Below are 21,790 nucleotides of genomic sequence, written 5' to 3'. Positions count from 1 at the left end.
TGCTGGTAGCCCGAGTCAGCACATAGTAAGCCACTGCCTTCAGCCACGCACGACCGACCGGTGACTCGACGACTCGAGCGCCGTCTACGGGACGGTTCGGCGACGCGGACACCGTTATCGGCGACCGGCTCGCACGCCACGTAGCCCGTGGCGGCCAGTACACGTTTACACTCTGGAGATTATTCACGGGTATGATACGTCGGGGAGACGACCGAGCGGTCACCGTCCAGATCGGGGCGATACTGCTGCTCGCGATCGTCTTCTCCGCGCTCGCGCTCTACCAGGTCAACGCCGTTCCGGAGCAGAACCGCGGGGTCGAGTTCGACCACAACGAGCGGGTCGAAGGGGATCTCCTCGAGTTGCGTGATTCGATCCTGACTACAGGAACGACGGGGACCACACAGGGGGTCTCGATTGAACTCGGGACACAGTACGAGTCGCGGGTTGCCGCGGTCAATCCGCCGCACCCGACGGGAACCTTGCAGACGATCGAATCGGAATCCAACGTGACGATCGAGTACCCGAATTCGGCGGCCGACGACACGTTCGAGACGCGCCAGTTGGTGTACGAACCCGGCTACCACGAGTACCAGAACGCGCCGCGAACCGTCGTTGAACACTCCCTGGTTTACAACGAGTTCGACGACGCGGCGGTCTCCGTTGGCGAGCAACAGCTGATCGGGAGCGAACGGATCACGCTCTTGCTCCTCGACGGCGACCTCCACGAGCAGACGTCCGGAACGGCATCGGTGAGCGTCGAATCGCTCGATCCGGTGCGAACGAAGACGCTCGAGTCCGGGACGAAACTCACGCTCCCGACCGAACGGATCGACCGCTGGACGTCCGAAATCGACGACACTGACGGCGTACGCCACGTCGACAGCGACCCCGACGATGACACGGTCACGATCGAACTGGAGACGGAATTCGAACTCGAGATCGCCCGCGTCGGGGTCGGTTCCGGTGGCAGCTCGGACAGCGGATTCAGTATCAGGAGCGACCGCTCCTCTGGCGACGGTAACCGAACGACCGGCCAGTACGACATCTCCTTCGACGGCGTCAGTGGCGGCGCAGCCACCTGCGACAGCGAGGCTGGTTGTAACTATTACGTCAGCAGCGGCTCCGTCGCGAGCTTCGAGGCGATCGCGGACGCTGAAGCGGCGTCGTTCGACTTCGCGTACGAGACGACCGGTAACGTAACGATGGAGTCCTTCGACGAAGACCGGGATGCGGGCACGGTCCAACTCGAGGCGACGGGTGACGGGACGTTCGATCTGTTCGTCTCGAGTGGCGGGAGCGGCGAGTCGATCACGGTCGACGTCAGGCAGGGCGTCGTCGTTCGGTCGGTCGAACCCCTGGATCCCGTCGAAGCGGGTGCCGACCTCGATGTCGAGATCACCGTCGAAAACCTGCATGCGGATGACCGAACGCAGAACGTCACCCTGCTAGTTGACGGTGATCGAGACGGCTCGTTCGACGAGGTCGACAGCAGCGAGGAGACGATCGGAACCGGCGAGACGGAGACGGTTACCCTGACCTACCGGACGCAGGGCGACGATTCGCCCCAAATCGACGTTCGCGGCGCGACCGACGAAGACGCAGACGGTGTGGTTAGCACCGCAGAGGTGTACGAACTCGACGACTTGCTCGACGTCCGAATTGTCAACACGAACGCCCCGGTGACTGAAGGCGAGACGCTCGAGGTAACCGCGGACGTGAGGCAGACGTGGGGAGCGGACGTCACGCTCGAGGTCGACGGCGACGTCGTCGACGCAACGTCTGTCAACGAAGACGGTGAAGTGACGCTTACCTGGGAAACCAACTCGGGTGATGCAGGTGATCGAACGATTATAGTGACGGCCAGCGGGTGGTTCAGCGCCCCGTCGGACAGCGAGGTTGTCACCGTCGACGCCGAACCGGATACGCTCAGTGTCGACGAATTCACGGTCGACGACCAGAGCGGAAATCAGGTCGATCTCGACGTCGACTGGACGGTCAGCGACAGCGACGGCGCGCTCGAGACGGTGACGGTCTCGCTCGAAAATGAAGCCGGCGACGAGGTCGATAGCCAACGGGTCGACGTATCCGGGACGACCGCAAGCGGAGAGACCGAACTCAGGGTAAGGGGAAATCCCGACGCACAGACGTACACGGTCACCGTCACCGTCTCGGACGGCGAGAGCGAGATCATCCGAACGGAGACGGTCGAGTACGCTGGGTAGTCGGATCTGTACGAACCGTTCGCAGACAGCGACGATTAGATCGACAGCTGTCGAAACCTCGAACGACAATATCTTGTAGCTCGGCCTGCATTCTCGATGCATGACTGCAGTCGGTATCGACGCCATCGAAATCTGGACCGGGAATCTCAAACTCGACTTGCCCGGGACCTTCGCGCCGGAGAAAGGCGAGGATCCCGAGAAGTACACGAAGGGTCTCGGTCTCAACGCCAGTTCGTTTCCCGACAGCTACGAAGACATCGTCACGATGGGGGCAAACGCCGCCCACCGGCTGATGGAACGCAAGGGCCTCGAGCCCGACGATATCGGTCGCATCGACGTCGCGACCGAGAGCGCATTCGACAACTCGAAGCCGGTTTCGACGTACATCGCTGGCTGTCTCGAGCAGGTCTACGGCGAGGACTTCCACCACGCGAACAAAGGCGAGCGGAAGTTCGCCTGTATCGCGGGGACCCAGAGCTTAGACGACGCGTTCAACTGGATCCAGGCCGGCCGAAATCGCGGTCGCTCGGCGCTGGTCATCGCGACCGACACGGCGCTGTACGCCCGCGGTGACGCCGGCGAGGCGACCCAGGGTGCCGGTGCCGTCGCGATGCTCATCAGCGAGGACCCCAACCTGGTCGAACTCTCGACCGAGCAGGGCTACGGCTCGGCCGACGAGACGGACTTCCTCAAGCCCAACCAGCAGTTCCCCTCCGTCGACGGCAAACGCTCCGTGCAGGTGTACCTCGCCCGCATGCGCGAGGCCTTGGAGGACTTCGAGAGCGTCGCCGGCGAAACCCACCCCGACCAGTTCGCTTACATCCCGTTCCACACCCCGTTCCCGGGGATGGTCCGCAAGGCCGGGATGCTGGTCTACCGGCACATGATCCGCGACACCAGCATCGAAGACGAACTGGCCGAGGAGATCGGTCGCCAGCCCCGCGCCGAAGCGTTCGACGACGACGAGGCGTTCCACGACGCGCTGCGGGAGTACATGGACGCGCTCAAGGACACCGAGACCTACCAGGAGTGGTACGAGGCGACGATCGATCCGACCCTCACCCTCTCCCGGGAGGTCGGCAACTGGTACACCGGCTCGGTCCACGTCGCCCGCGTGAGCGCGCTAAAACACGGCCTCGAGAACGATCTCGACCTCGCGGGCAGCAAGCTCCTCGTCGGCTCCTACGGCTCCGGCGCGCAGGCGGAGGGCCACGCGGAGACGATTCAGGACGGCTGGACGGACGAAATCGAGGCGCTGAACGTCGACGAACAGCTCGAGAACCGGTACGACATGAGCTGGGACGACTACGAGGAGATTCACGACGTCCACAACCACGACATGGACGTCGACGTCGAGGAGTTCACGGCACCCGAGTCCGAGTTCGTCTTCGACGGCTGGGGGCGAATGGGCGAGCGGAAGTATCGATACGTCGAGTAGGAACTGTTTCCACCTCGGGTTCGACAGAGGCGAACCGCTCTCTACTCGCGGGTCAATAGCCCGGTCGCACGGATGCTGCAGCGATACGTTCTCACCAGTACTGTACGAATCCGCCGCCGTCGCTCACTGACGCTCTGGGTAATCAACATTTTTGACCCGTTGTTCGAATGAGACGAGTATGCCCTCCCCGTCGATCCGCCTCTACGTCGGGATGGTTCTCGCCCTCCTCGGCCTCGTGATCGCCACGATCGGTCTGCTCGCGGGCGTCTGGGTCGTCTTCTACGGCACGCTCGTGCTGTTTGGTATCCGACCCGCGGCGCACGGGGCGTTCGTTGCGACGACGGTGACGCTACTGACGATCGGCTACCTCGAGTACACCCACCTCGAGACGATCGAACGACTTGCGGACGCCCACCCGGTGGATCGGGAGACGGCACCCCAGTTGTACGACGTGACGACGCGCGTCGCCGCGCAATTGGACATCCCCGTGCCGACGATCGCCGTCTCCGAGCGGGGCGCGCCCGAAGCGCTGGCGGTCGGCTTCCGGCCCGACAACGTCCATCTCGTGCTCTCGCTCGGAACCGTGCGGACGCTCGAAGACGACGAACTCGAGGCGGTGATCGCCCACGAACTCGCTCACGTGAAGAACCGCGACGCGATGGTGATGACGGTCGTCTCGCTGCCCGTCGTGCTCGCCGACGGTCTGGGATCGCGACTCGAACGGATAGACGAGCCCAGTTCGGAATCGATCGTCGCCGCGGTGGTTCCGTTCGTGGCGCCTATTATCGGGCTCCTCGCGGCAGTCGTTTGGATCGTCGGCAGCGCGATCACGGCCCGCCTCTCCCGGGTCAGAGAGCGCGCGGCCGATCGGACCGCCGCGGAAGTGACCGGCTCGCCGGCGACGGTGGCCAGCGCGCTCCGCCGGTTAGATGCGGAGATCGCCGACACGCCGAAGCGGGATCTCCGCGAGGTGTCGGGCGTCTCTTCGCTGTCGATTCTCCCTCTCGAGCCGCGAAAACTCGAGAAGGTCATGCTCGGTCCCGAGGGCGACATCGAGCCGTCGTACTGGTGGCTCCGAACGCGTCTGCACCGCCTCCAGCGCTGGCTGTTCGGCACGCACCCACCGACGGCGGAACGACTCGAGTCGCTCGCGGCGCTCGAGCGCGAGGGATAGTAGCGGTCTCAGAATCTCGTCGGTGATAGTCGAATGTCACCGAGGGAACGGCCGATTCGTAGGGAACCGCTCGAGTGCATCGGTGCGTTCCTTACGACCGGCGCACCTCGAAGTACGATCCTCGAAACCCGTTCCTCGAGCGAAACGCACTACACTGTTGGCTGACTAGGACGACCAACGATCACCTCGAGAGTAAAGCTATGGACCCGTTCACGTTCCTCGGCGTCGACGTCGCGCTGTTCCTGCTCATCGGGCTACTCGCGGGTGCCCACTGCATCGGGATGTGCGGCCCGCTCGTGACCGTCTACGCGAGTCGGATGGACGGCGCCGCGACAGACGGGGGGACCGCGACCGCCTCGAGCGCCGGGCGAGCGGGCCACCTCTCGACCTACGAGGTTCGCCAGCACGCGCTGTTCAACCTCGGCCGGACGGCGAGCTACACCCTCCTGGGTGGCTTTTTCGGCGCCCTCGGCGGCCTGCTGTTCGTCACAACCGCCGAGTTGACGCCGGCCGTCGACGTCGCCCGCGGCGCGGTCGGGCTCCTCGTCGGCGGATTCGTCATCGTAACGGGCGTCTACTACGCGCTGGGGCGGACGACCGGCGGGATCTCGTTCCCCGGACTCGAGCGACTCACCGGCTGGCTCGCGGGACACGTCGACCGACTCGCGAACGGCCCCGGCATCGTCGGTCTCGGCGCGGTGCACGGACTGCTCCCCTGTCCGATCCTCTACCCGGCGTTCCTCTACGCGTTCGCGACCGGCTCGCCGATCAGGGGCGCGCTCGCGCTCGCGGCGCTCGGGATCGGAACGGTGCCGGCCGTCTTCGCCTACGGGACGATCATCGATTCGGTCGACGTGGCCCACCGCCGACGGGTCCACCGACTGCTCGGGGTCGCCTTCGTCGCACTGGGCTACGTGCTCTTCGCCCACGGGCTGATGAGCCTGGGCATCCACGTCCCCCACCCCGAACTGCCGTTCTACGACGGCCTCGGAACCGGCGGCCACGAAACCCACTGACGACGCTCACGGAACTCACGATCATCCATGTCGAACCAACCCGCCTGTACGCTGTGTGAACTGCCCGTCGAAGAGAGCGGCGTGACTGCCGACGGCGAGGCGTTCTGCTGTGCGGGCTGCCGCGAGGTGTACGACGCCCTCGGCGACATCGAGTCGGTCGAGGCCGACGACGTCCGCGACGCGCGAGCCGACTCGAGCGAGGACGACTCCGAGGAACGAGTCGTCCCCGACGGCTGCGAGACGACGTTCCTCGAGGTCGACGGCATGTACTGTGCGACCTGCGAGGCGTTCATCGAGTCGGTCGCGGGCGAGGCCGACGGCGTGAGTTCGGTCAGTTCCAGTTACGTCACCGACACGGTGCGGATCGACCACGATCCCGCGGTCGCCTCCGTCGAGGAGCTAAAAACCGAAATCAGCCAACTCGGGTACAGCGCCTACGACCGCGAGGACTCGATCAGCCGCCGCCGAGCCGACAACTGGGCCACGGGACGGATCGCGGTCGGCGTGCTCATGGGGATGACGGTGATGCTGCAGTACCTGCTCATCATCTACCCCACCTACTTCGGCGGGCTGTTCTACGACGAGCGGACGACCGAGTTCTTCACGCAGGCGCTGGCGAGCGACCTCGCGACGCCGTTTTACATCGTCATCGGCGCGCTCACCACTATCGTACTCGCCGTGACCGGCAAACCGATCCTGCAGGGGGCTTACGTCGCCGTGAAGACGCGCTCGCCGAACATGGACCTACTCGTCGCGATCGCGGCCGTCAGCGCGTACCTCTACAGCACGCTCTCGATCGCCGTCGGCGGCCCGCACATCTACTACGACGTGACCGTCGCGATCGTCGTCATCGTCTCCGTCGGCGGCTACTACGAGTCCGAAATCAAGCGGAAGGCGACCGAGCGCCTCTCGGACCTGACGGCCGTCCAGGTCGACGAAGCCAGACGCCTCCTCGAGACCGGCGAAACGGAAGACGTCGCGGTCGACGACCTCGAGCCGGACGAGCGCGTGCTCGTTCGCGCCGGCGAGCGGATTCCGATCGACGGCACGGTCGTCGACGGCGAGGCCGCGGTCGACGAGGCGGTCGTCACCGGCGAGTCCCTGCCCGTCACCAAGGTCGGCGGCGACGACGTCATCGGCGGCTCGACGGTCTCCGACGGCACCCTCACGATCCGCGTCGGCGAGGACGCCACGAGCACCGTCGACCGCATCAGCGAACTCGTCTGGGACCTCCAGAGCGGGACCCACGGCATCCAGAAGCTCGCGGACAAGCTGGCGACGATCTTCGTCCCGCTCGTGCTGGTCCTCGCGACGGTCGTCACCGTCGTTTACCTCATCCTCGGCTACGGAGTCACCGCCGCCCTCCTCGTCGGACTCACCGTCCTGATCGTCTCCTGTCCCTGCGCACTCGGGCTGGCGACACCGCTGGCAGTCGCCGCGGGGATCCGCGACGCCCTCGAGCGATCGATCGTCGTCTTCGACGACAGCGTCTTCGAGCGGCTTCGCGACGCCGATACCGTCGTCTTCGACAAGACCGGGACGCTGACCACCGGCGACATGACGGTCGTCGACGCCGACTGCGACGCCGACCTGCTCGAGCGGGCGGCGACGCTCGAGCGCCAGTCGGCCCACCCGATCGGGGAGGCGATCGCCGCCGAGGGGCCGGTCGCCGACGGCGGAGCCGTCGAGGAGGATACGGTCGCGGTGACCGACTCCGAAACTGGTGGGGCCGATAGCGACGATGCCGACGCCGAACGCGTCGAGTCCTTCGAGAGCCATCGAAACGGCGTCTTCGGCGTCGTCGACGGCGAGGAGATCGTCGTCGGCCACCCGGACCTGTTCCGCGATCGCGGCTGGGCGGTTCCGGACGCGATCGAACAGCGAATCGCCGAAAGTCGCGACACCGGGCGCGTTCCGGTCGCCGTCGGTCGAGACGGGTCGGCGGAGGGCGTGATCCTCGTCGGCGACGACCTGCGCGAGGGGTGGGCGGAGACGCTGACGGCGATCTCCGAGACCGGAACCGAGGTCGTCGTCCTCACCGGCGACGACGCGCGCGCAGCGGATCGGTTCCGCGAGCACGCCGCCGTCGATCTGGTGTTCGCGGGCGTCCCGCCGGAGGGGAAAGCCGAGACCGTCGAACGGCTCAAACGCCGGGGCCAGACCGTCATGATCGGCGACGGGACCAACGACGCGCCGGCGCTCGCGGCCGCCGACCTCGGCATCGCGCTCGGCGGCGGCACCGCGATGGCGGCCGACGCGGCGGACATCGCCCTCGTCGACGACGATCTGTCGTCCGTCGACACCGTCTTCGACCTCGCTCGAGCGACCGACCGGCGTGTGAAAGGGAATATCGGGTGGGCGTTCTGTTACAACGGTATCGCGATCCCCCTCGCCGTGACGGGGCTGCTCAACCCGCTGTTCGCCGCAGTCGCGATGGGAATCAGCAGCCTGCTGGTCGTCACGAACTCCTCGCGATCGCTGCTCGACGACGAGGCGTAGTCGGGTACACCGAGCGAGAATCTTCCAGTGCAGTAATCTGTTAGGTGGTCGTATGGTGGCCCATGCCCGATCGATCCACCCGAGCGGAGTGGCTCTCCGAACGGACCGGATTGACGCTGCTCGCGCTCGTGAGTGCCGTCCTCGCGACCCTTATCCTCCTGCCGTATCTGCAGTATATCCTGCTCGGCGTCGTGCTCGCGTACATCCTTATGCCCGCCCAGCGCCGCCTCGAGCGCACCGTCGGCTCGATGACCGCGGCGCTCACGCTTGTCGTCGTCGCCATCCTCGCGATACTGCTGCCGATGCTGTACGTTCTCGCGGTCGCACTCCGGGAAGCCCTTCAGGTGCTCGCGGCCGTCCAGGACGGGTCCCTCGGAATGGACGACCTCGAGCGGCGACTCGAGGTAATCGGCCAACCCGACGATCTCATCGAACTGTTCGAGACGTATCAGGAGCCGATCGGGACGGCGGCACAGGGGCTTGCGACGAGCGGGATCGAACTCGTCAGCGGGTTGCCGGGGCTGCTCATCGGGCTCACCGTGACGGTGTTCGTCCTCTTCGCGCTGTTGCGAGACGGCGATCGACTCGTCGCGTGGATCCGTCACGTGCTCCCGATCGACGACGACATTCAGCGGGCACTCCTCGCCGATCTGGACCAGCTCATGTGGGCCTCGGTCGTCGGTAACGTCGTCGTCGCGGCGATTCAGGCGGTCGCGCTGGGGATCGGGCTGGCCGTCCTCGGCGTGCCGGCCGTCGTCTTGCTCACCGTCGCGACGTTCGTCCTCGCGCTCCTCCCGCTGATCGGGGCGTTCGGCGTCTGGGTACCGGTCTCGCTCTACCTGCTCGCCGCCGGGGATATCGTCGGCGCGGTCGCGCTCGTCGTCTACGGCTCGGTCGTCAGCGCCTCCGACACCTACTTGCGACCGGCGCTCATCGGTCGGACGAGCGCCCTGAACTCCGCCATCATCGTCGTCGGTATCTTCGGCGGCATCGTCGTCTTCGGCGCGGTCGGCCTCTTCGTCGGTCCCGTGGTCCTCGGCGGCGCGAAGGTCACGCTCGACGCCTTCGCTCGAGAGCGGACCGCGGAGACGAGCGCGGAACCGGGGCTCGAAGACGGCGAGGAGACCGAGGATCCGGCCGTCGACACCGCGCACGAAACCGGCATCCGGACGGACGTAGGCGAGGAATCAAACGGGGGAGGTGACGGTGCTCGAGAGGCCCCGGTCGACGCTGGTGACGGCTCGAGCGACGAAACCGGTGCCGAATCAGCCGACGTGACAAGCCTCGAATCGACCGACGTGGCCGGTTCGAGCGGGGAGTCAGGGGTCGACGCCGAAGATGACCGACCAGCCGAGACGGATAACGATTCCGCGGCTGGTACCGATACCGATCGATAACGATCGGACTCGCGTGCGTCCCGTCGCTCATACGGTTTACTGTAAGTCATTTCCGGCGCAACCGCCGCCCGGATCGCGGTTGCGCCGGTAAATCGTTACAGCAATCCGTATCAGTCGTTCTTCCAGTCGCCGGGCTCTTGCCCGTGGATCTCGCCTTTCGCCCTGCGCTCGGCCGGCCAGAGTGCGAACACGAGTATGCCAGCGAAGAAGACGGCGAGCGACGCTGCGACCGCGAGCCCAGAAATTCCGGGCAGTTCGGCCGCTTCGGTCCACTGCTGTTCCGGCGTGAACAGCGTAACCTTGAACACCCACGCGACTCCCGTCACGGCGAACAACAGGCCGTAGACGCGGCGTAACCGTCGGGAGAGCGCCTCGGCGAACGAGACCTTAAACGTCGGACTGCGCAGATCGTCGCCCAACTTTTCGCGCCAGTTCGAATGCTCGACGCCGACCGGATCGAGCGCGTTCGCGAACACGTTCTCCTGGACGAACCGGACGCGAGCGCGCCAGTGGTCGTAAAACCGGTACCGTCGAACTTCGAAGATCAGGAAGATACAGAGCGTAAAGAGTCCGATCAGGAGGAGGAACGCGGGCATCTCCGGGCTCGAGAAGACGAGCGAGAGCAACGCGGCGAGCAGGGCGATCGCCCAGTCCGTCGTGCGGTCGATCCGGTCCTGTGCACCGCTCGCCTGACTGACCTCGCCGCGGTAGAAGTGCGGGAGAACGTCGAGAAAGGAGTCAGGATCGGTGGCGGCCTCGGCGCCGACCTCCTGATCTTCGCGTTCGAGCGGCGACTCCTGACCGTTTCCCCCTCGTCGAACGGCGGCGTTCGATCGTCGTCTCGGCTGTCTGAACTGTCCATGCGGGTGGCCAACACCGTCAGCGGGCAAAGGTGCCGACGGCGCGTCTGCAGGCACGTCTCCGCGAATCGAGCGGGTAGCGGTTCGTGGCCGACCAGACCTCGCTCGACGTGATCAGTCACTTTCGACGACAGGTTCTCGGAATCGAAGAGGTGCGTTCATTACCCCGTGACCGCTACTGGCTGGTATCATGTCTCGAACCGAACGGAGCGGGCCACGCTGGGGACGGGCCGCGACGGTCGACCGGGACCGCTACTAACTATGCACGGATCACACGCCACGGGGAGTCCGTACGCTCCCCACACGGACGCGGAACGCTCGCGGATGCTCGAGGCGGTCGGTGTCGAGACCGAGGCCGACCTCTTCGACATCCCGACGGCCGTCCAGTTCGACGGGGAGTTCGGTATCGACGCGCGCTCCGAGCGCGAGACGAGACGCCTGATTCGGTCGGTTCTGGGCCGAAACGCCGATCTGACGGAACTGCTGGGCCGGGGCCACTACGGCTACTACGTGCCGTCGCTGGTCGACCACCTCGCCGACCGCTCGGAGTTTCTCACCTCCTACACGCAGTACCAGCCGGAGGTCTCGCAGGGGTTCCTGCAGGCGCTGTTCGAGTACCAGTCGCTGCTGGTCGAGCTGACGGGCCTCGAGATCGCCAACTGCTCGATGTACGACGCCGCGACGGCGCTCGGCGAGGCCGCCACGCTGGCCGAGCGCGTCCGGGACACGAGCGGCCACCGCGTGCTCGTTCCCGACCTCCTTCGCGAGGGGCGACGGTCGACGCTCGAGAACTACGTCGCCGGCACCGAGCTGGAGGTCGAGGAGTACCCGACCGACGACGGGAACGTCGACCTCGCGGCCCTCGAAGAGCAGGTCGACGAGGAGAGCGTCATGGTATACGCGGAGAACCCGACGGTTCGCGGAACGATCGAGGAGGGCCTGACGGCGATCGGCGACCTCGCCGCGGCCAACGACGCGCTGTTCGTCCTCGGCTCGGACCCGGTCGCGCTCTCCGTGCTCCAACGGCCAGCGGACGTCGGTGTCGACGTCGTCGTCGGCGACGCGAGCGTGCTCGGTCTGCCCACGAGCTACGGGATGGGACTCGGGCTGTTCGCGACGAGCGAGGACTACCTCCGACAGGTCCCCGGCCGGCTGGTCGGTGTAAGCGAGGACGCGACCGAGCGGCGAGCGTACACCCTCACGCTCCAGACCCGCGAACAGCACATCCGCCGAGAGCGGGCCACGAGCAACATCTGTACGAATCAGGCGTGGGTCGCGCTCCGAACCGCGATGCACGCCGCCTCCCTGGGGCCGAACGGCATGGTCGATCTCGCCGAACGCGGCGTCACCCGCGCGTCGGATCTCGCGGCGCGACTCGACGACCTCGTCGGCGTTAAAGCGCCGGTCCACGACCGACACCACATCCGCGAGTTCGTCGCCCGCGTCGACCAGCCCGCGGCCGCAATCGCTGAAGACCTCGAGAAACGCGGCTTCGCGGTCCACGTCGTCGGCGAACACCTGATTCAGGTCTGCGTTGCGGGCGTCACGGACGAGCGGATCGATCGGTTTGTCGCGGCGTTCGAGGAGGTGTCGCGATGAGCGATCGTTCCGACGAGACTGACGGGTCCAACGGCACCGATACCGACTCTCGAGCGGAACAGGTCCGCTACGATCAGGCTCGGTACGTCGAGGACGGTCAGTACGAACCGCTGCTCTCGGAGAAGGATCTGACGCGGGTCGAGATCGGTGCCGTGGGTGACGGGACGGACGACGGTAATAGCGGCGACGGCGACGACGGTTCGCCCCTCCCCGACCACCTCACGCGGGACTCCCTCGAGCTTCCCGAACTCTCCGAACCCGAACTGGCCCGCCACTACACGCGCCTCTCCCAGATGATCTACGGGATCGACAGCGGCCCCTACCCGCTGGGCTCCTGTACGATGAAGTATAATCCGAAGTTCACCGAGGATGTCGCGGCGCTGCCGAAGGCCGCGGTCCACCCGGACCGCTCGGAACGCTCGCTGCAGGGGACCCTCGAGCTACTGTACCGGCTGCAGGACTACCTCGGCCGAATCGGTGGCATGGACGCCGTCACGCTCCAGCCGCCCGCCGGCGCGGCCGGCGAGTTCGTCGGCATCCGCGTCGCCGCGGCCTACCACGAGCACAACGGGGAGGACCACCGCGACGAGGTCATCGTCCCCGAGAGCGCCCACGGAACGAATTTCGCGACCGCCGCGCTGGGCGGCTACGACGTCGTCTCGCTCCCGAGCGACGACGAGGGTCGCGTCGATCTCGAGGCGCTCGAGGCCGCGCTGTCGGAGCAGACGGCCGCACTCATGCTCACGAATCCGAACACGCTCGGGCTGTTCGAGCGCGACATTGAACAGATTGCCGAGATGGTCCACGACGTGGGCGGCTTGCTCTACTACGACGGGGCGAACCTGAACGCCCTGCTCGGCCGTGCGCGGCCGGGCGATATGGGCTTCGACGTGATGCACTACAACGTCCACAAGACGTTCGCGACGCCCCACGGCGGCGGCGGTCCCGGCGCGGGTCCCGTCGGCGTGGTCGACGAACTGGCACCGTTCCTGCCCGCGCCTCGAGTTCGTGAAGGCGACGAGACCAAGAGCGGGGAGCCGACCTACGAACTGTTCGACCCGGAACACACGATCGGCCACGTACACGGCTACCAGGGTAACTGGCTCGTTCTCGTCAAGACGTTCGCCTACATCGCTCGGCTGGGTGATGCGGGCCTCTCGGACGCCAGCGCGAAGGCGGTGCTCAACGCGAATTACCTCGCCAGTCAGATCGAGTACGACATCCCCTACGAGCCGTTCCATCACGAGTTCGTCGCCAGCGCGGGCGACCAGGACGCCGCCGACGTCGCAAAGCGGATGCTCGACTACGGCGTTCACCCGCCGACGACCAAGTGGCCCGAGATCGTCTCCGAGGCGCTGATGACCGAACCGACGGAGGTCGAGAGCAAGGGAACGCTCGATCGGCTCGCCGCCGCCTTCAACGCCGTCGCGGCGGAGGACGACGAGACGATCGAGGCCGCACCCGGCCGCACCACGGCTCGCCGGATCGACCAGACCAGCGCCGCACGGAATCCGCGGCTGTCGTGGCACGCGATCGGAAACACGGACGACGAGTAACGGCCGTCCGTCGCGTTCAGCCACGCTCGTTCGTCGCCTTCGGCTACGCCCGTTGGTCTTTTGCTTACTGCGAGCGGGCCGGCAGTCCGTCCTCGAGGTGCTCGAGCAGCGCCGGGTGGAGCGAGCCGTTCGAGCCGAGTAGCGGCGTTCGGTGGTCGGTATCGAAGCCGAACGCGTAGGGATCGCCCGTCTGGTCGGTAAGCGTTGCGCCGGCTTCGCGCGCGATCACAAGCCCGGCTGCGATGTCCCAGGGGTAGGTGTCGTGCTCCCAGACGGCGTCCGCGCTGCCGCTGGCGAGGTAACAGAGATTGAGCGCGGCGGAGCCGAGGCGGCGGACGCCGCGCGAGGCCTGATAGAAGTGCGAGAGGAAGGTGCCGTCGGGATCGTAGCCGGAGATGAGCATGCTCTCGTCGAGTTGGTCCCGGTCGGTCGTCCCGATCGGATCGCCGTCTCGCAAGACGCCCTTCCCGGCGATACCGGAGAACAGTTCGTCGGTTTCGGGGACGTAAACGACGCCCATCACCGGCTCACCGTCCTCGACGAGGGCGACCGAAATCGAGTAGTTGGGGTTGCCGTGAGCGAAGTTTCCGGTGCCGTCGAGCGGGTCGATCACCCACGTGTAGTCGCTGTCAGCGCCTCGCTGGCGGGAGCCTTCTTCCGAGAAGACCGCGTGGTCAGGGAACTCGTTTCGAATCACGGTCGTGATGATCCGGTCGGCCTGATGGTCGGCCTCCGTGACGATATCGGACTTGTCGGTCTTCACGTCGATGGACTCCACCTGTCCGTGGAGTTCGCGCAGCGGCTCTCCGGCGGCCTTCGCGGCCTCCGTTGCGACCGTCAGCGCGCGTTCGACGGTATCGGTCTCCTCGTCGGCAGTTATCGACTTTTTCGACGCGGCGGACAGCGGCTCGCGGCGCTTCGCCGCCGGCACGTCGGCGTCCCGAACGTCCCAGCCGAGTTTCTTCGTGATCGCGGTGAAGAAGTGATCGTCGTAACTGGTTCGGACGACGTGGGCCAGTTTGTCGGCGCCGGTGGCCGTGATCTCGTCACCCTCGGTGAGGATGGTGTGGGCCCGACCGCCGTCGACGAGCAGACTCGCCTGTTCCTGCGTGACGATCCGGAGCTCCGTCTCGGGAGAGACGACGATCGGGCGGACGCCGAGTTTGTGCGTGTGCAGCGGGACGATTTGGAGGGTGTGGTTGTTCACGGGGTAGTGGACCGGCCCGTTGGCCGACAGCGAGATGCCGGTCGAGCCGGTCGGCGTCGAGACGGCCAGCCCCGTCCCCTCGAACTCGCCGACGTACTCGTCGTCGGCGTAGACGTCGAGTCGCGTCACCTTCCGGTCGATCGGGTTCTCCGGGGGTACCTGCTGGACCATGAGGTCGTTGATCCCCGTCGCGTCCACGCCCGGGGCCTCGACGTGGACCTGCTGGCGGCTGTCGACCGACGCCCGCCCGCGGAGCGTCTCGTCGAGCGCGTCCGCGAGGTCCTCGGGCTCGACGCGAGCCAGAAACGCGAGCGTCCCCGTGTTGACGCCCAGTTGCGGGATGTTCCGCGGGCTGAACGTCTTGACGCCTTCCAGAAAGGTTCCGTCGCCGCCCAGCGTCACGCCCAGCGTCGCCCGGCTCTCGTCGTAGACGTCGCCGATGTCGTCCCCGACGGCGACGGTCGCCAGCTCGAGCCCACGCTCCTCGGTCCACTCGGCGAGCGACTCGAGCGCCTCGTCGCTGTCCGGACTGACGATCGCGATGATCTCGTCCGTCGTGGCGAGCCTGCGTCCTTGCATACGTATCCCACGAACTCCTCGGCAGAAGTAACCTCGTATGCGCTCTCGAACGGGGCCGTACACCGGACGGATCGAATGCGGCGCAACGCTTGTCCCGCTCGGCGATGACGGATCTCGTATGGCAGTGATCGATATCGCACGGAAAACCGTCGTCACCGTCGAGCCGGACGCCCCGCTGTCCGAGGTCGTCCAGACGATGCGATCGGAACGGGTCGGCAGCGTCATCGTCGTCGCCGAGGACGAACCGATCGGGCTGATCTCCGACCGCGACCTCGCCTTCGAAGTTCTCGACGGCACGGGAGCGACGAGCACGACGCCGGTCGGGGAGCTCATCTCCAGTGACCTGCTGACGATCGACGCCGACGCGGGGATCTACGACCTCCTCGATCGAATGTCACGCAAGGGCGTCCGTCGAGTCCCCGTGGTCGAGGAAGACGACCTCGTCGGCATCGTCTCGCTGAGCGATATCGTCGTGCTCCTCGGGATGGAACTCCAACAGGTCGCGAACATTATCCGGTCGGTGTCGCCGGCCTACGAGCGACTGCCGCGAAGCGATGGCGATCAACCGTACTAAAATTGGACGGGAATTGGTCGTCGTTACGTCGCGCTCGAGTCGACGGCGGTACCGTTGTCGCCGATTCGGACGAAGCCGTAGTCGCAGTTCGGGCAGTGCCACTTGACCTTCTCGCCGAGGTGGAGCGTGGTGCTCGCAGCCCGGTAGAAGGTATGCTCCTTGCCGCAGTCCGGACAGTCGTGGTCGAGTTCCATGGCCATACGCGGGCGTTTGGCGCGGCGCCTGTTTAACGTACCGATCGCTGTCGCTGGCGTTCGCCTCTCGATCCGGATCAACTCGAGGGAGCGGGGACGCCGAGAAACTCGAACGGCTCGGTGTCGACGAGTTCGCCGGCGACGTCGCCGGCGAAGACGTTCGCTTGGTCCTGACCGAGCGGAAGTGATCGAACACCGGTGTCGGCAGCAAAGTCGAGCTCATCGAGATCCAGCCAGAAGACGTTCGGTGAGAGCGCGGATTCGAAGTAGTAGCGACGGTCTCGGTGATCCGCGACCGTACGCCAGCGCGTCGAGGAGATGTGTGGTTCGTCCGGCGTACTGATACCGTACGGGACGGAGACGTTGCGGATCACGCCAAAGACGCTCGCTGTCGCGATTCGACGGTCCCGTGTTTGCGGGATCGCGTCCACGTAGAAACTCGCCCGCGCGAACCGGTCGGCCGGGCGATTGGTTCCCGGTAACATGACTGTGCCGCCGATCTCCGACCAGTACTCGTCGAGTGCGAGTTGCTGGTCGAACGGTGGGGAGTTCGTCATTACCTGGTACTCCCGACCGTGATGGATCGTTAGCTCGCCATCGACGTACTCCAAGATGGCGCTGTCACCCGTGGCGTCCGACAGGGACAGATGCAAGGTGGCGAACCGGCCTTCGTCGGGGATTTCCTCGGAAACGACGACGAACTCCTCTTCCCGGTGATTCTCGACGGCTTCTGCTACCGTCCCGAAGTTGTCTAGGACGTACTGTACCCACATCGAAATCGACAGCCCGGGTGTGTCGCCGTTCCACTCGGGGTAGTCGGATTCGGTGAGCCACAGGAGGTTCGCGACCAAACCCGCCTCGTTCATCCCGTCAGTCGACGCAATGTCGTACGCAGAGGCGATGACGCTGCCGTACTCTGCGGACCACTCCACCGAGTTCGGACCGACCGTACCGGTTCGATCCATTCCGCGGGGGAACACCCAGATGTTGGTTCCAATCTCGTCGTGCCAATCCATCGACCGACCGGTAATAACGACATCGTCGGGTCCTAGGTACACTAATCGCGTGCACATCTACGATCGACCTCCGCAATCTCGGGCCTCGAGTGCGTTATTTTCAGTCACGAGGGTCTCGTATACCGAGCAGGACCATAAGTTGCGTCCGGTCCAAACTGATACGTTCATCGCTGCGCTACCGGGGGTGTGAGACCACCTCGAGAGGACGTTGCCATCTTTCCGCCGTTAACGGGCCGGATTCCAGAGCGATGAGTCGGAGGGGAACGTCTTTGTCAGTGTAACTGTTCGCTGAATTCGGTACGTCGGTTGTAGCACGAACAGTCGCTCTCGAATCGTATCCCGATATCTGCACCACCCGTCCGTACGGGAAAGGATCCAAACTGACGAGCTACCGGTGCGTCAGCAGTTAAGTGGCCGCCGTCCGTCGGCTCGAGTGTGACGATCTATACCGGCCGCGGCGACGACGGACAGACCGATCTCCGGGATATGACCCGCGTCTCGAAGACCAGCGCGCGCATCGAGGCCTACGGGACGGTCGACGAACTCAACGCCCTGATCGGGACGATTCGGCCGACCGGCTACGACGACGTCGACGAGCAGCTACGAACGGTCCAGAACCACCTTCACGTCGTACAGGCGGACTTCGCGAATCCGGATCCCGATGAGGACGACCCAGCCGTCCGTACTGATCACGTCGAAGCCATCGAGGAGTGGATCGACGCGTACGACGAGGAACTCGAGCCGCTGACCTCTTTTATTTTGCCGACGGGCAGCGAACACGGTGCGGCGCTCCACCACGCCAGAACCGTCTGTCGGCGCGCCGAGCGCCGAGCGGTCGCGCTCGCGAGCGAGGAGCAGATCAACGAACAAGCCGTCCAATATCTGAACCGACTCTCCGACGGCCTGTTCACCTTCGGTCGCGTCGTCAACAAGCGCGACGGCGAACCCGAAGATTCGCCCCAGTACTAGATCGGCCGCGGACTGGAGAGCCGATCGTCTCAGCAGGAGCCTGTCAAACGATTTCTAGTTCGTCGCGAGAGATGACGTCAAGAATTTCCGACGCGACGTCGAGATACTGTCCCGGTTCGATACGCTCGGTCGAGCGACTGTACTCGATAACGTTCGCTTCGTTTAGCAACGGCAAGTGGGTGTGACGAAGGGCGACCACGAACTGAGAGCGTGACCGAGAATCCGTCGACTGTGCCTGCAGTCTTGCCACGACCTCGTTGGTCGTGACCGGCGCCTGCTGTCCGGCGAGATACTGACAAACGGCTCGACGTTCTTGATTAGCAAGTGCTTTCAATACTAAATCAGGAGCGGCAGTCATTGACATTACAGACCGTGGTTCGGTAGAAATGGGAGTGAGTGTCCAGCCTGTCCATTCAGGCTTTTAAGTACTACTTCCGTCGAAGCATCGATTCGATCAGCGAGGCGATCCCACGCCGTAACCGCTCAGAGACCGATTGTGACGTGATAGCAAACTGTGATGCGAGTTCGTTCTGTGTGATCCGACGTGGAATATCGAAGTACCCAGACTCGTAGGCTTCGACGAGTAGTTCGCGCTGTGCCGAGGTGAGCGAGGTGGCGTTCGCCTGATCGTCTGCCGAGCGCTGATAGAGGGACAGGAGAAAAAACGAGCAGCCGTTAGCAACGTACGCTTCTCGGTACGCAATCAGTGTCTCCCGGTCCGGGAAGCGCATCTCGAGTTGCCAGCCGTCTTGAGTCGCGTATCCGTTGAGCAATCCGACGTCGTCTTCGGCCCACCGCAGAAACGTCGATTTGGATCGTCCGGACTGCGTGAGGTCGACCCGGTAGAGGTACACGGAGTCGTCTGCGTCTATTAGGCGACAATCAGTTACGGTTGGATCGTCGTCGACGGCGATTTCGAAGGCGGAAGCCTCGACGCCGGACAGCCAGAACAACAGTCGTACGCCATCGTCGGCCGTCCGGTACTGGGCCTCGTAGGTGATGTGGATAGTATTGAATGCAGATAACGTGCTGTGAAGTATCGCTTCGCTTACTGTGAATTCAGCGACCAGCACACCAAATTGATGAGGTGGTAGTTTTATAATCCTTTTTAATAGATTCGTCAATTATTGCCATCTACTGATCACACTTCTAATATACGAACACAAATTGATTATCCGACACGAAATCGTCTACTCTTTACCTGCAGCTAATCGCTTCGACGCGTTCAGAGGCGTCCGCGTATCTCGCGGCGGCGAGTCATACCCGACGGACGCTGGAAACCGTCAGCATCCGACGAGCCAGTACTCGGTTGGCGAGGGGACACGTCAGTGGAGCCGCCTCCATCAACCAGCGGAGTCAGGTTTGAAGTTCGACGCTCACCGACCGACGCTCGTCTTTCGGTCGCGGGCAGTCTCCATCGTGCGTACTTCGGCCGATAGTTGGGACGACAACGGTTTCGTATCGATCCTGTTGCCTACGAAAGGGCTATATCGAACGGGGTCCTCCTCTTGGTAGAGTACCACATGAATAAGCACTTCGACGACAGCCGTTACTACCTCAGCCGCGCCGGCGAACACGCGAAACTCGGCCTCAGTGAGGCCGTCGAACCCTACGCGGCGCGCGTCCGCGATCTGATCGGGCGCGAGTCGGAACCGGAACCCGAACCGAGCCGTCTCGAGGCGGTTCGCGACGGCGTGGTCGGCCTGGAGCGAAACGCCGCCGGGCAGGCCCGTGAAGTCGTGGGAAGCGCTCGAGCGACGCTCTCGCGGTCCGATGCGGCCGACCCAGCCGACGATCGCTGAAAGGAAGTCTTAAGTTAAACGCACGGATACAATCCCGTGCGGGTTGGTGATCTAGTCCGGTTATGATACCTCCTTCACACGGAGGAAGTCGGCAGTTCAAATCTGCCCCAACCCATTTTTCCAACGCAATACGAGGAGCGAAGCGACGAGTCCGCGTTGGAAAAATGGTCCGGCAGATTTGAATCAGGGAGTGAAGCGAAGCGGAACGACCGTGGTTCAAATCTGCCCCAACCATCTTGCTCAGTTACGAGAGTCTACCCGCCAAAATCACTCCGAATCAATGAACTCGAGTTCGTCGTGCCCGTACGTGTAGCACGTAATCTCGTTTTCCTCACAATGAGCCGCTAGTTTCGAGGGCCACACATCTTCCTCTTCGAAATCGCCGAGAAATGCGACGGTAACTGCATCTTCGTCCCCATCGGTTCCGTTTTCGACCACCACAGCCGTATTCGGATCGTTGTGACTGGTCTTGATCACTCGATCACCGGGAGCGTACGGGTTCTCGGCGAACTCGAGGTTCTCGTGTTTGTACGTCCAGAGTTTGACGTCCGTATCGTGGCAGTACGACGCGAGAATCGCCGGATGATACTCGCGCCAGTCGGCCGGCCCCTTGTCGAGCGAACTCGGGAACGCGACCCGCACGGCCTCGCCATCCATCTCCTGTCCGAAGGCACCAGTGTTCTTCTCCGGCGGCATCACCTCGACGACGACGCCCACCGACGGATCCGCATCTTCACCTTTCACCACCCGATCGCCCGGCTGAAACGGATTCTCCGGCTTCTGGTTCATGTGCGCGGTGTTCGGTCCGAGATCGATCAGTTCGTTCATCGGCCGGGCCGCGAGGTGATCGAGTTTTTCGGGAGCGTCGCCCGAGAATTCCGTTTCGGTCCTGACCTTTGATTTGAGCGTCTCGAGTCGCTCCCAGCCGAGCAACATCAGACTGTCCTCGTTGTCCCGATGCCAGACCATCACCACGATGTCGTCGTCCGGATCTCGCTCGACGATCGATTCGGGTAAAAAAGCCGAAACGTCGCGCGAGGACTTTACGTCCACTTCGTAACCGAAGACCTCGAAGTCGTGTCCGGCGAAGCTCTCGGGGTTACACCGCCGGATTGCCTCCTCGTTCTTCCACTCCCACATTTCGACAGGCAAGTACTCCCGGCAGAACTGCTCGAACGCAAGTTCGCCGAGGTTGCCGATCCGCTTTACATCACGGTCGTCGGCACCCTGAATGACCGTTTGGTGATGAGCCCGTTCGTGATCGATTTCGTCCGGCGTGTACCGATACATCGATTAGATATCAAATGCCATTGAGATGAATCTTTACGTCCGAGGACGGTTACGATCGTAACACTCGAGTTCGAGTTACGTCTGTCCCAATGTTCGTAGGCATTTAGTGTACCCAGAACGGTTTCGTTGGTCGACGGACCCGTCTCTCTGCTCGAGATACCCTTATCGTTTCACGTGTACGATAGTCGGACAGAACGACAGTCCTACAAAGTTTGCTGAACACTTACAAACTGCTCCGTGGTATGCAGGTACATGCCGTATCAGCTACAGTGCGACAGCTGTGATCTCGAGCGCGAGTGTGCCGACTGGCCCGACGCGAACCGCGATGCGAGTGACCACGAGCGGGAGTATCCCGATCACTGGGTGAGCATTTACGATCTGCAGGCAGCCTGACGAGC

General features: G+C 64.2%; 19 protein-coding genes and 1 tRNA gene. 13 read left to right on the top strand and 7 right to left on the bottom strand.

Annotated features, from left to right (window positions below; translation table 11 throughout):
• Positions 1–191 precede the first annotated feature (191 nt).
• The 6 genes from ACSFC5_RS07345 to ACSFC5_RS07320 all read left to right on the top strand — a co-directional run bounded on the left by ACSFC5_RS07345 (position 192) and on the right by ACSFC5_RS07320 (position 9,746).
• Positions 192–2,222 carry a COG1361 family protein gene (locus ACSFC5_RS07345; RefSeq protein WP_440764568.1) on the top strand — a complete coding sequence of 677 codons (2,031 nt, stop codon included), beginning with the start codon at positions 192–194 and terminating at the stop codon, positions 2,220–2,222.
• 100 nt (positions 2,223–2,322) lie between these two features.
• On the top strand, positions 2,323–3,660 hold the full coding sequence (gene hmgB / locus ACSFC5_RS07340; RefSeq protein WP_440764567.1) for a hydroxymethylglutaryl-CoA synthase: 1,338 nt from the start codon (positions 2,323–2,325) through the stop codon (positions 3,658–3,660).
• Between the two features lie 178 nt (positions 3,661–3,838).
• Entirely contained in the window at positions 3,839–4,834 is a 996-nt protein-coding gene (locus ACSFC5_RS07335; protein ID WP_440764566.1) for a M48 family metalloprotease, read from the top strand.
• A gap of 200 nt (positions 4,835–5,034) precedes the next feature.
• Positions 5,035–5,850: a sulfite exporter TauE/SafE family protein gene (locus ACSFC5_RS07330; protein ID WP_440764565.1), complete on the top strand. Its 816-nt coding sequence runs from the start codon at positions 5,035–5,037 to the stop codon at positions 5,848–5,850.
• A gap of 27 nt (positions 5,851–5,877) precedes the next feature.
• Positions 5,878–8,349, top strand: a complete 2,472-nt coding sequence (locus ACSFC5_RS07325) for a heavy metal translocating P-type ATPase (protein ID WP_440764564.1) — start codon at positions 5,878–5,880, stop codon at positions 8,347–8,349.
• 62 nt (positions 8,350–8,411) lie between these two features.
• Complete coding sequence (locus tag ACSFC5_RS07320) at positions 8,412–9,746, top strand: AI-2E family transporter (protein WP_440764563.1); 1,335 nt, start codon at positions 8,412–8,414, stop codon at positions 9,744–9,746.
• Between the two features lie 110 nt (positions 9,747–9,856).
• Here ACSFC5_RS07320 and ACSFC5_RS07315 read toward each other — a convergent pair whose 3' ends face one another.
• Positions 9,857–10,636 (bottom strand): DUF2270 domain-containing protein, encoded by a 780-nt coding sequence (locus ACSFC5_RS07315; RefSeq protein WP_440764562.1) that lies wholly within the window; start codon positions 10,634–10,636, stop codon positions 9,857–9,859.
• A gap of 231 nt (positions 10,637–10,867) precedes the next feature.
• Between ACSFC5_RS07315 and gcvPA the strand changes: the two genes are divergently transcribed.
• Positions 10,868–12,205 (top strand): aminomethyl-transferring glycine dehydrogenase subunit GcvPA, encoded by a 1,338-nt coding sequence (gene gcvPA, locus ACSFC5_RS07310; protein ID WP_440764561.1) that lies wholly within the window; start codon positions 10,868–10,870, stop codon positions 12,203–12,205.
• The gene (gene gcvPB / locus ACSFC5_RS07305) at positions 12,202–13,761 is read left to right on the top strand and encodes an aminomethyl-transferring glycine dehydrogenase subunit GcvPB (RefSeq protein ID WP_440764560.1); all 1,560 of its coding nucleotides are present in this window, start codon (positions 12,202–12,204) and stop codon (positions 13,759–13,761) included. The genes gcvPA and gcvPB overlap by 4 nt, the downstream gene beginning before the upstream one ends.
• A gap of 64 nt (positions 13,762–13,825) precedes the next feature.
• Here the strand turns inward: gcvPB and ACSFC5_RS07300 are convergent, their stop codons facing one another.
• Positions 13,826–15,547 carry an inositol monophosphatase family protein gene (locus ACSFC5_RS07300; RefSeq protein WP_440764559.1) on the bottom strand — a complete coding sequence of 574 codons (1,722 nt, stop codon included), beginning with the start codon at positions 15,545–15,547 and terminating at the stop codon, positions 13,826–13,828.
• 118 nt (positions 15,548–15,665) lie between these two features.
• Here ACSFC5_RS07300 and ACSFC5_RS07295 point away from each other — a divergent pair, with 118 nt between their 5' ends.
• Positions 15,666–16,121 (top strand): CBS domain-containing protein, encoded by a 456-nt coding sequence (locus ACSFC5_RS07295; protein WP_440764558.1) that lies wholly within the window; start codon positions 15,666–15,668, stop codon positions 16,119–16,121.
• A gap of 23 nt (positions 16,122–16,144) precedes the next feature.
• Here ACSFC5_RS07295 and ACSFC5_RS07290 read toward each other — a convergent pair whose 3' ends face one another.
• Positions 16,145–16,321 (bottom strand): DUF7838 family putative zinc beta-ribbon protein, encoded by a 177-nt coding sequence (locus tag ACSFC5_RS07290; protein WP_440764557.1) that lies wholly within the window; start codon positions 16,319–16,321, stop codon positions 16,145–16,147.
• A 71-nt stretch (positions 16,322–16,392) separates the two neighbouring features.
• Positions 16,393–17,388, bottom strand: a complete 996-nt coding sequence (locus ACSFC5_RS07285) for a linear amide C-N hydrolase (protein ID WP_440764556.1) — start codon at positions 17,386–17,388, stop codon at positions 16,393–16,395.
• Positions 17,389–17,766: 378 nt separating this feature from the next.
• On the opposite strand from ACSFC5_RS07285, the gene ACSFC5_RS07280 reads away from it, so the two are divergent.
• On the top strand, positions 17,767–18,300 hold the full coding sequence (locus ACSFC5_RS07280; RefSeq protein WP_440764555.1) for a cob(I)yrinic acid a,c-diamide adenosyltransferase: 534 nt from the start codon (positions 17,767–17,769) through the stop codon (positions 18,298–18,300).
• Between the two features lie 43 nt (positions 18,301–18,343).
• Here the strand turns inward: ACSFC5_RS07280 and ACSFC5_RS07275 are convergent, their stop codons facing one another.
• Positions 18,344–18,664: a DUF7344 domain-containing protein gene (locus ACSFC5_RS07275; RefSeq protein WP_440764554.1), complete on the bottom strand. Its 321-nt coding sequence runs from the start codon at positions 18,662–18,664 to the stop codon at positions 18,344–18,346.
• Between the two features lie 64 nt (positions 18,665–18,728).
• The gene (locus tag ACSFC5_RS07270; RefSeq protein ID WP_440764553.1) at positions 18,729–19,373 is read right to left on the bottom strand and encodes a helix-turn-helix domain-containing protein; all 645 of its coding nucleotides are present in this window, start codon (positions 19,371–19,373) and stop codon (positions 18,729–18,731) included.
• Positions 19,374–19,823: 450 nt separating this feature from the next.
• Between ACSFC5_RS07270 and ACSFC5_RS07265 the strand changes: the two genes are divergently transcribed.
• Entirely contained in the window at positions 19,824–20,102 is a 279-nt protein-coding gene (locus tag ACSFC5_RS07265; protein ID WP_440764552.1) for a DUF7553 family protein, read from the top strand.
• 40 nt (positions 20,103–20,142) lie between these two features.
• A tRNA-Val gene (locus ACSFC5_RS07260) sits at positions 20,143–20,217 on the top strand.
• 152 nt (positions 20,218–20,369) lie between these two features.
• On the opposite strand, the gene ACSFC5_RS07255 is transcribed toward ACSFC5_RS07260, so the two are convergent.
• Positions 20,370–21,392: a DUF7961 domain-containing protein gene (locus ACSFC5_RS07255; protein ID WP_440764551.1), complete on the bottom strand. Its 1,023-nt coding sequence runs from the start codon at positions 21,390–21,392 to the stop codon at positions 20,370–20,372.
• A gap of 252 nt (positions 21,393–21,644) precedes the next feature.
• On the opposite strand from ACSFC5_RS07255, the gene ACSFC5_RS07250 reads away from it, so the two are divergent.
• Positions 21,645–21,785: a hypothetical protein gene (locus ACSFC5_RS07250; RefSeq protein ID WP_440764550.1), complete on the top strand. Its 141-nt coding sequence runs from the start codon at positions 21,645–21,647 to the stop codon at positions 21,783–21,785.
• Positions 21,786–21,790: the final 5 nt, after the last annotated feature.

Origin of the sequence: Natronorubrum marinum (genome assembly GCF_052040125.1) — an archaeon.
GTDB lineage: Archaea > Halobacteriota > Halobacteria > Halobacteriales > Natrialbaceae > Natronorubrum.
The sequence above is the reverse complement of the archived record's forward strand: the minus strand, read 5'-3'. Positions and strand labels throughout refer to the sequence as shown.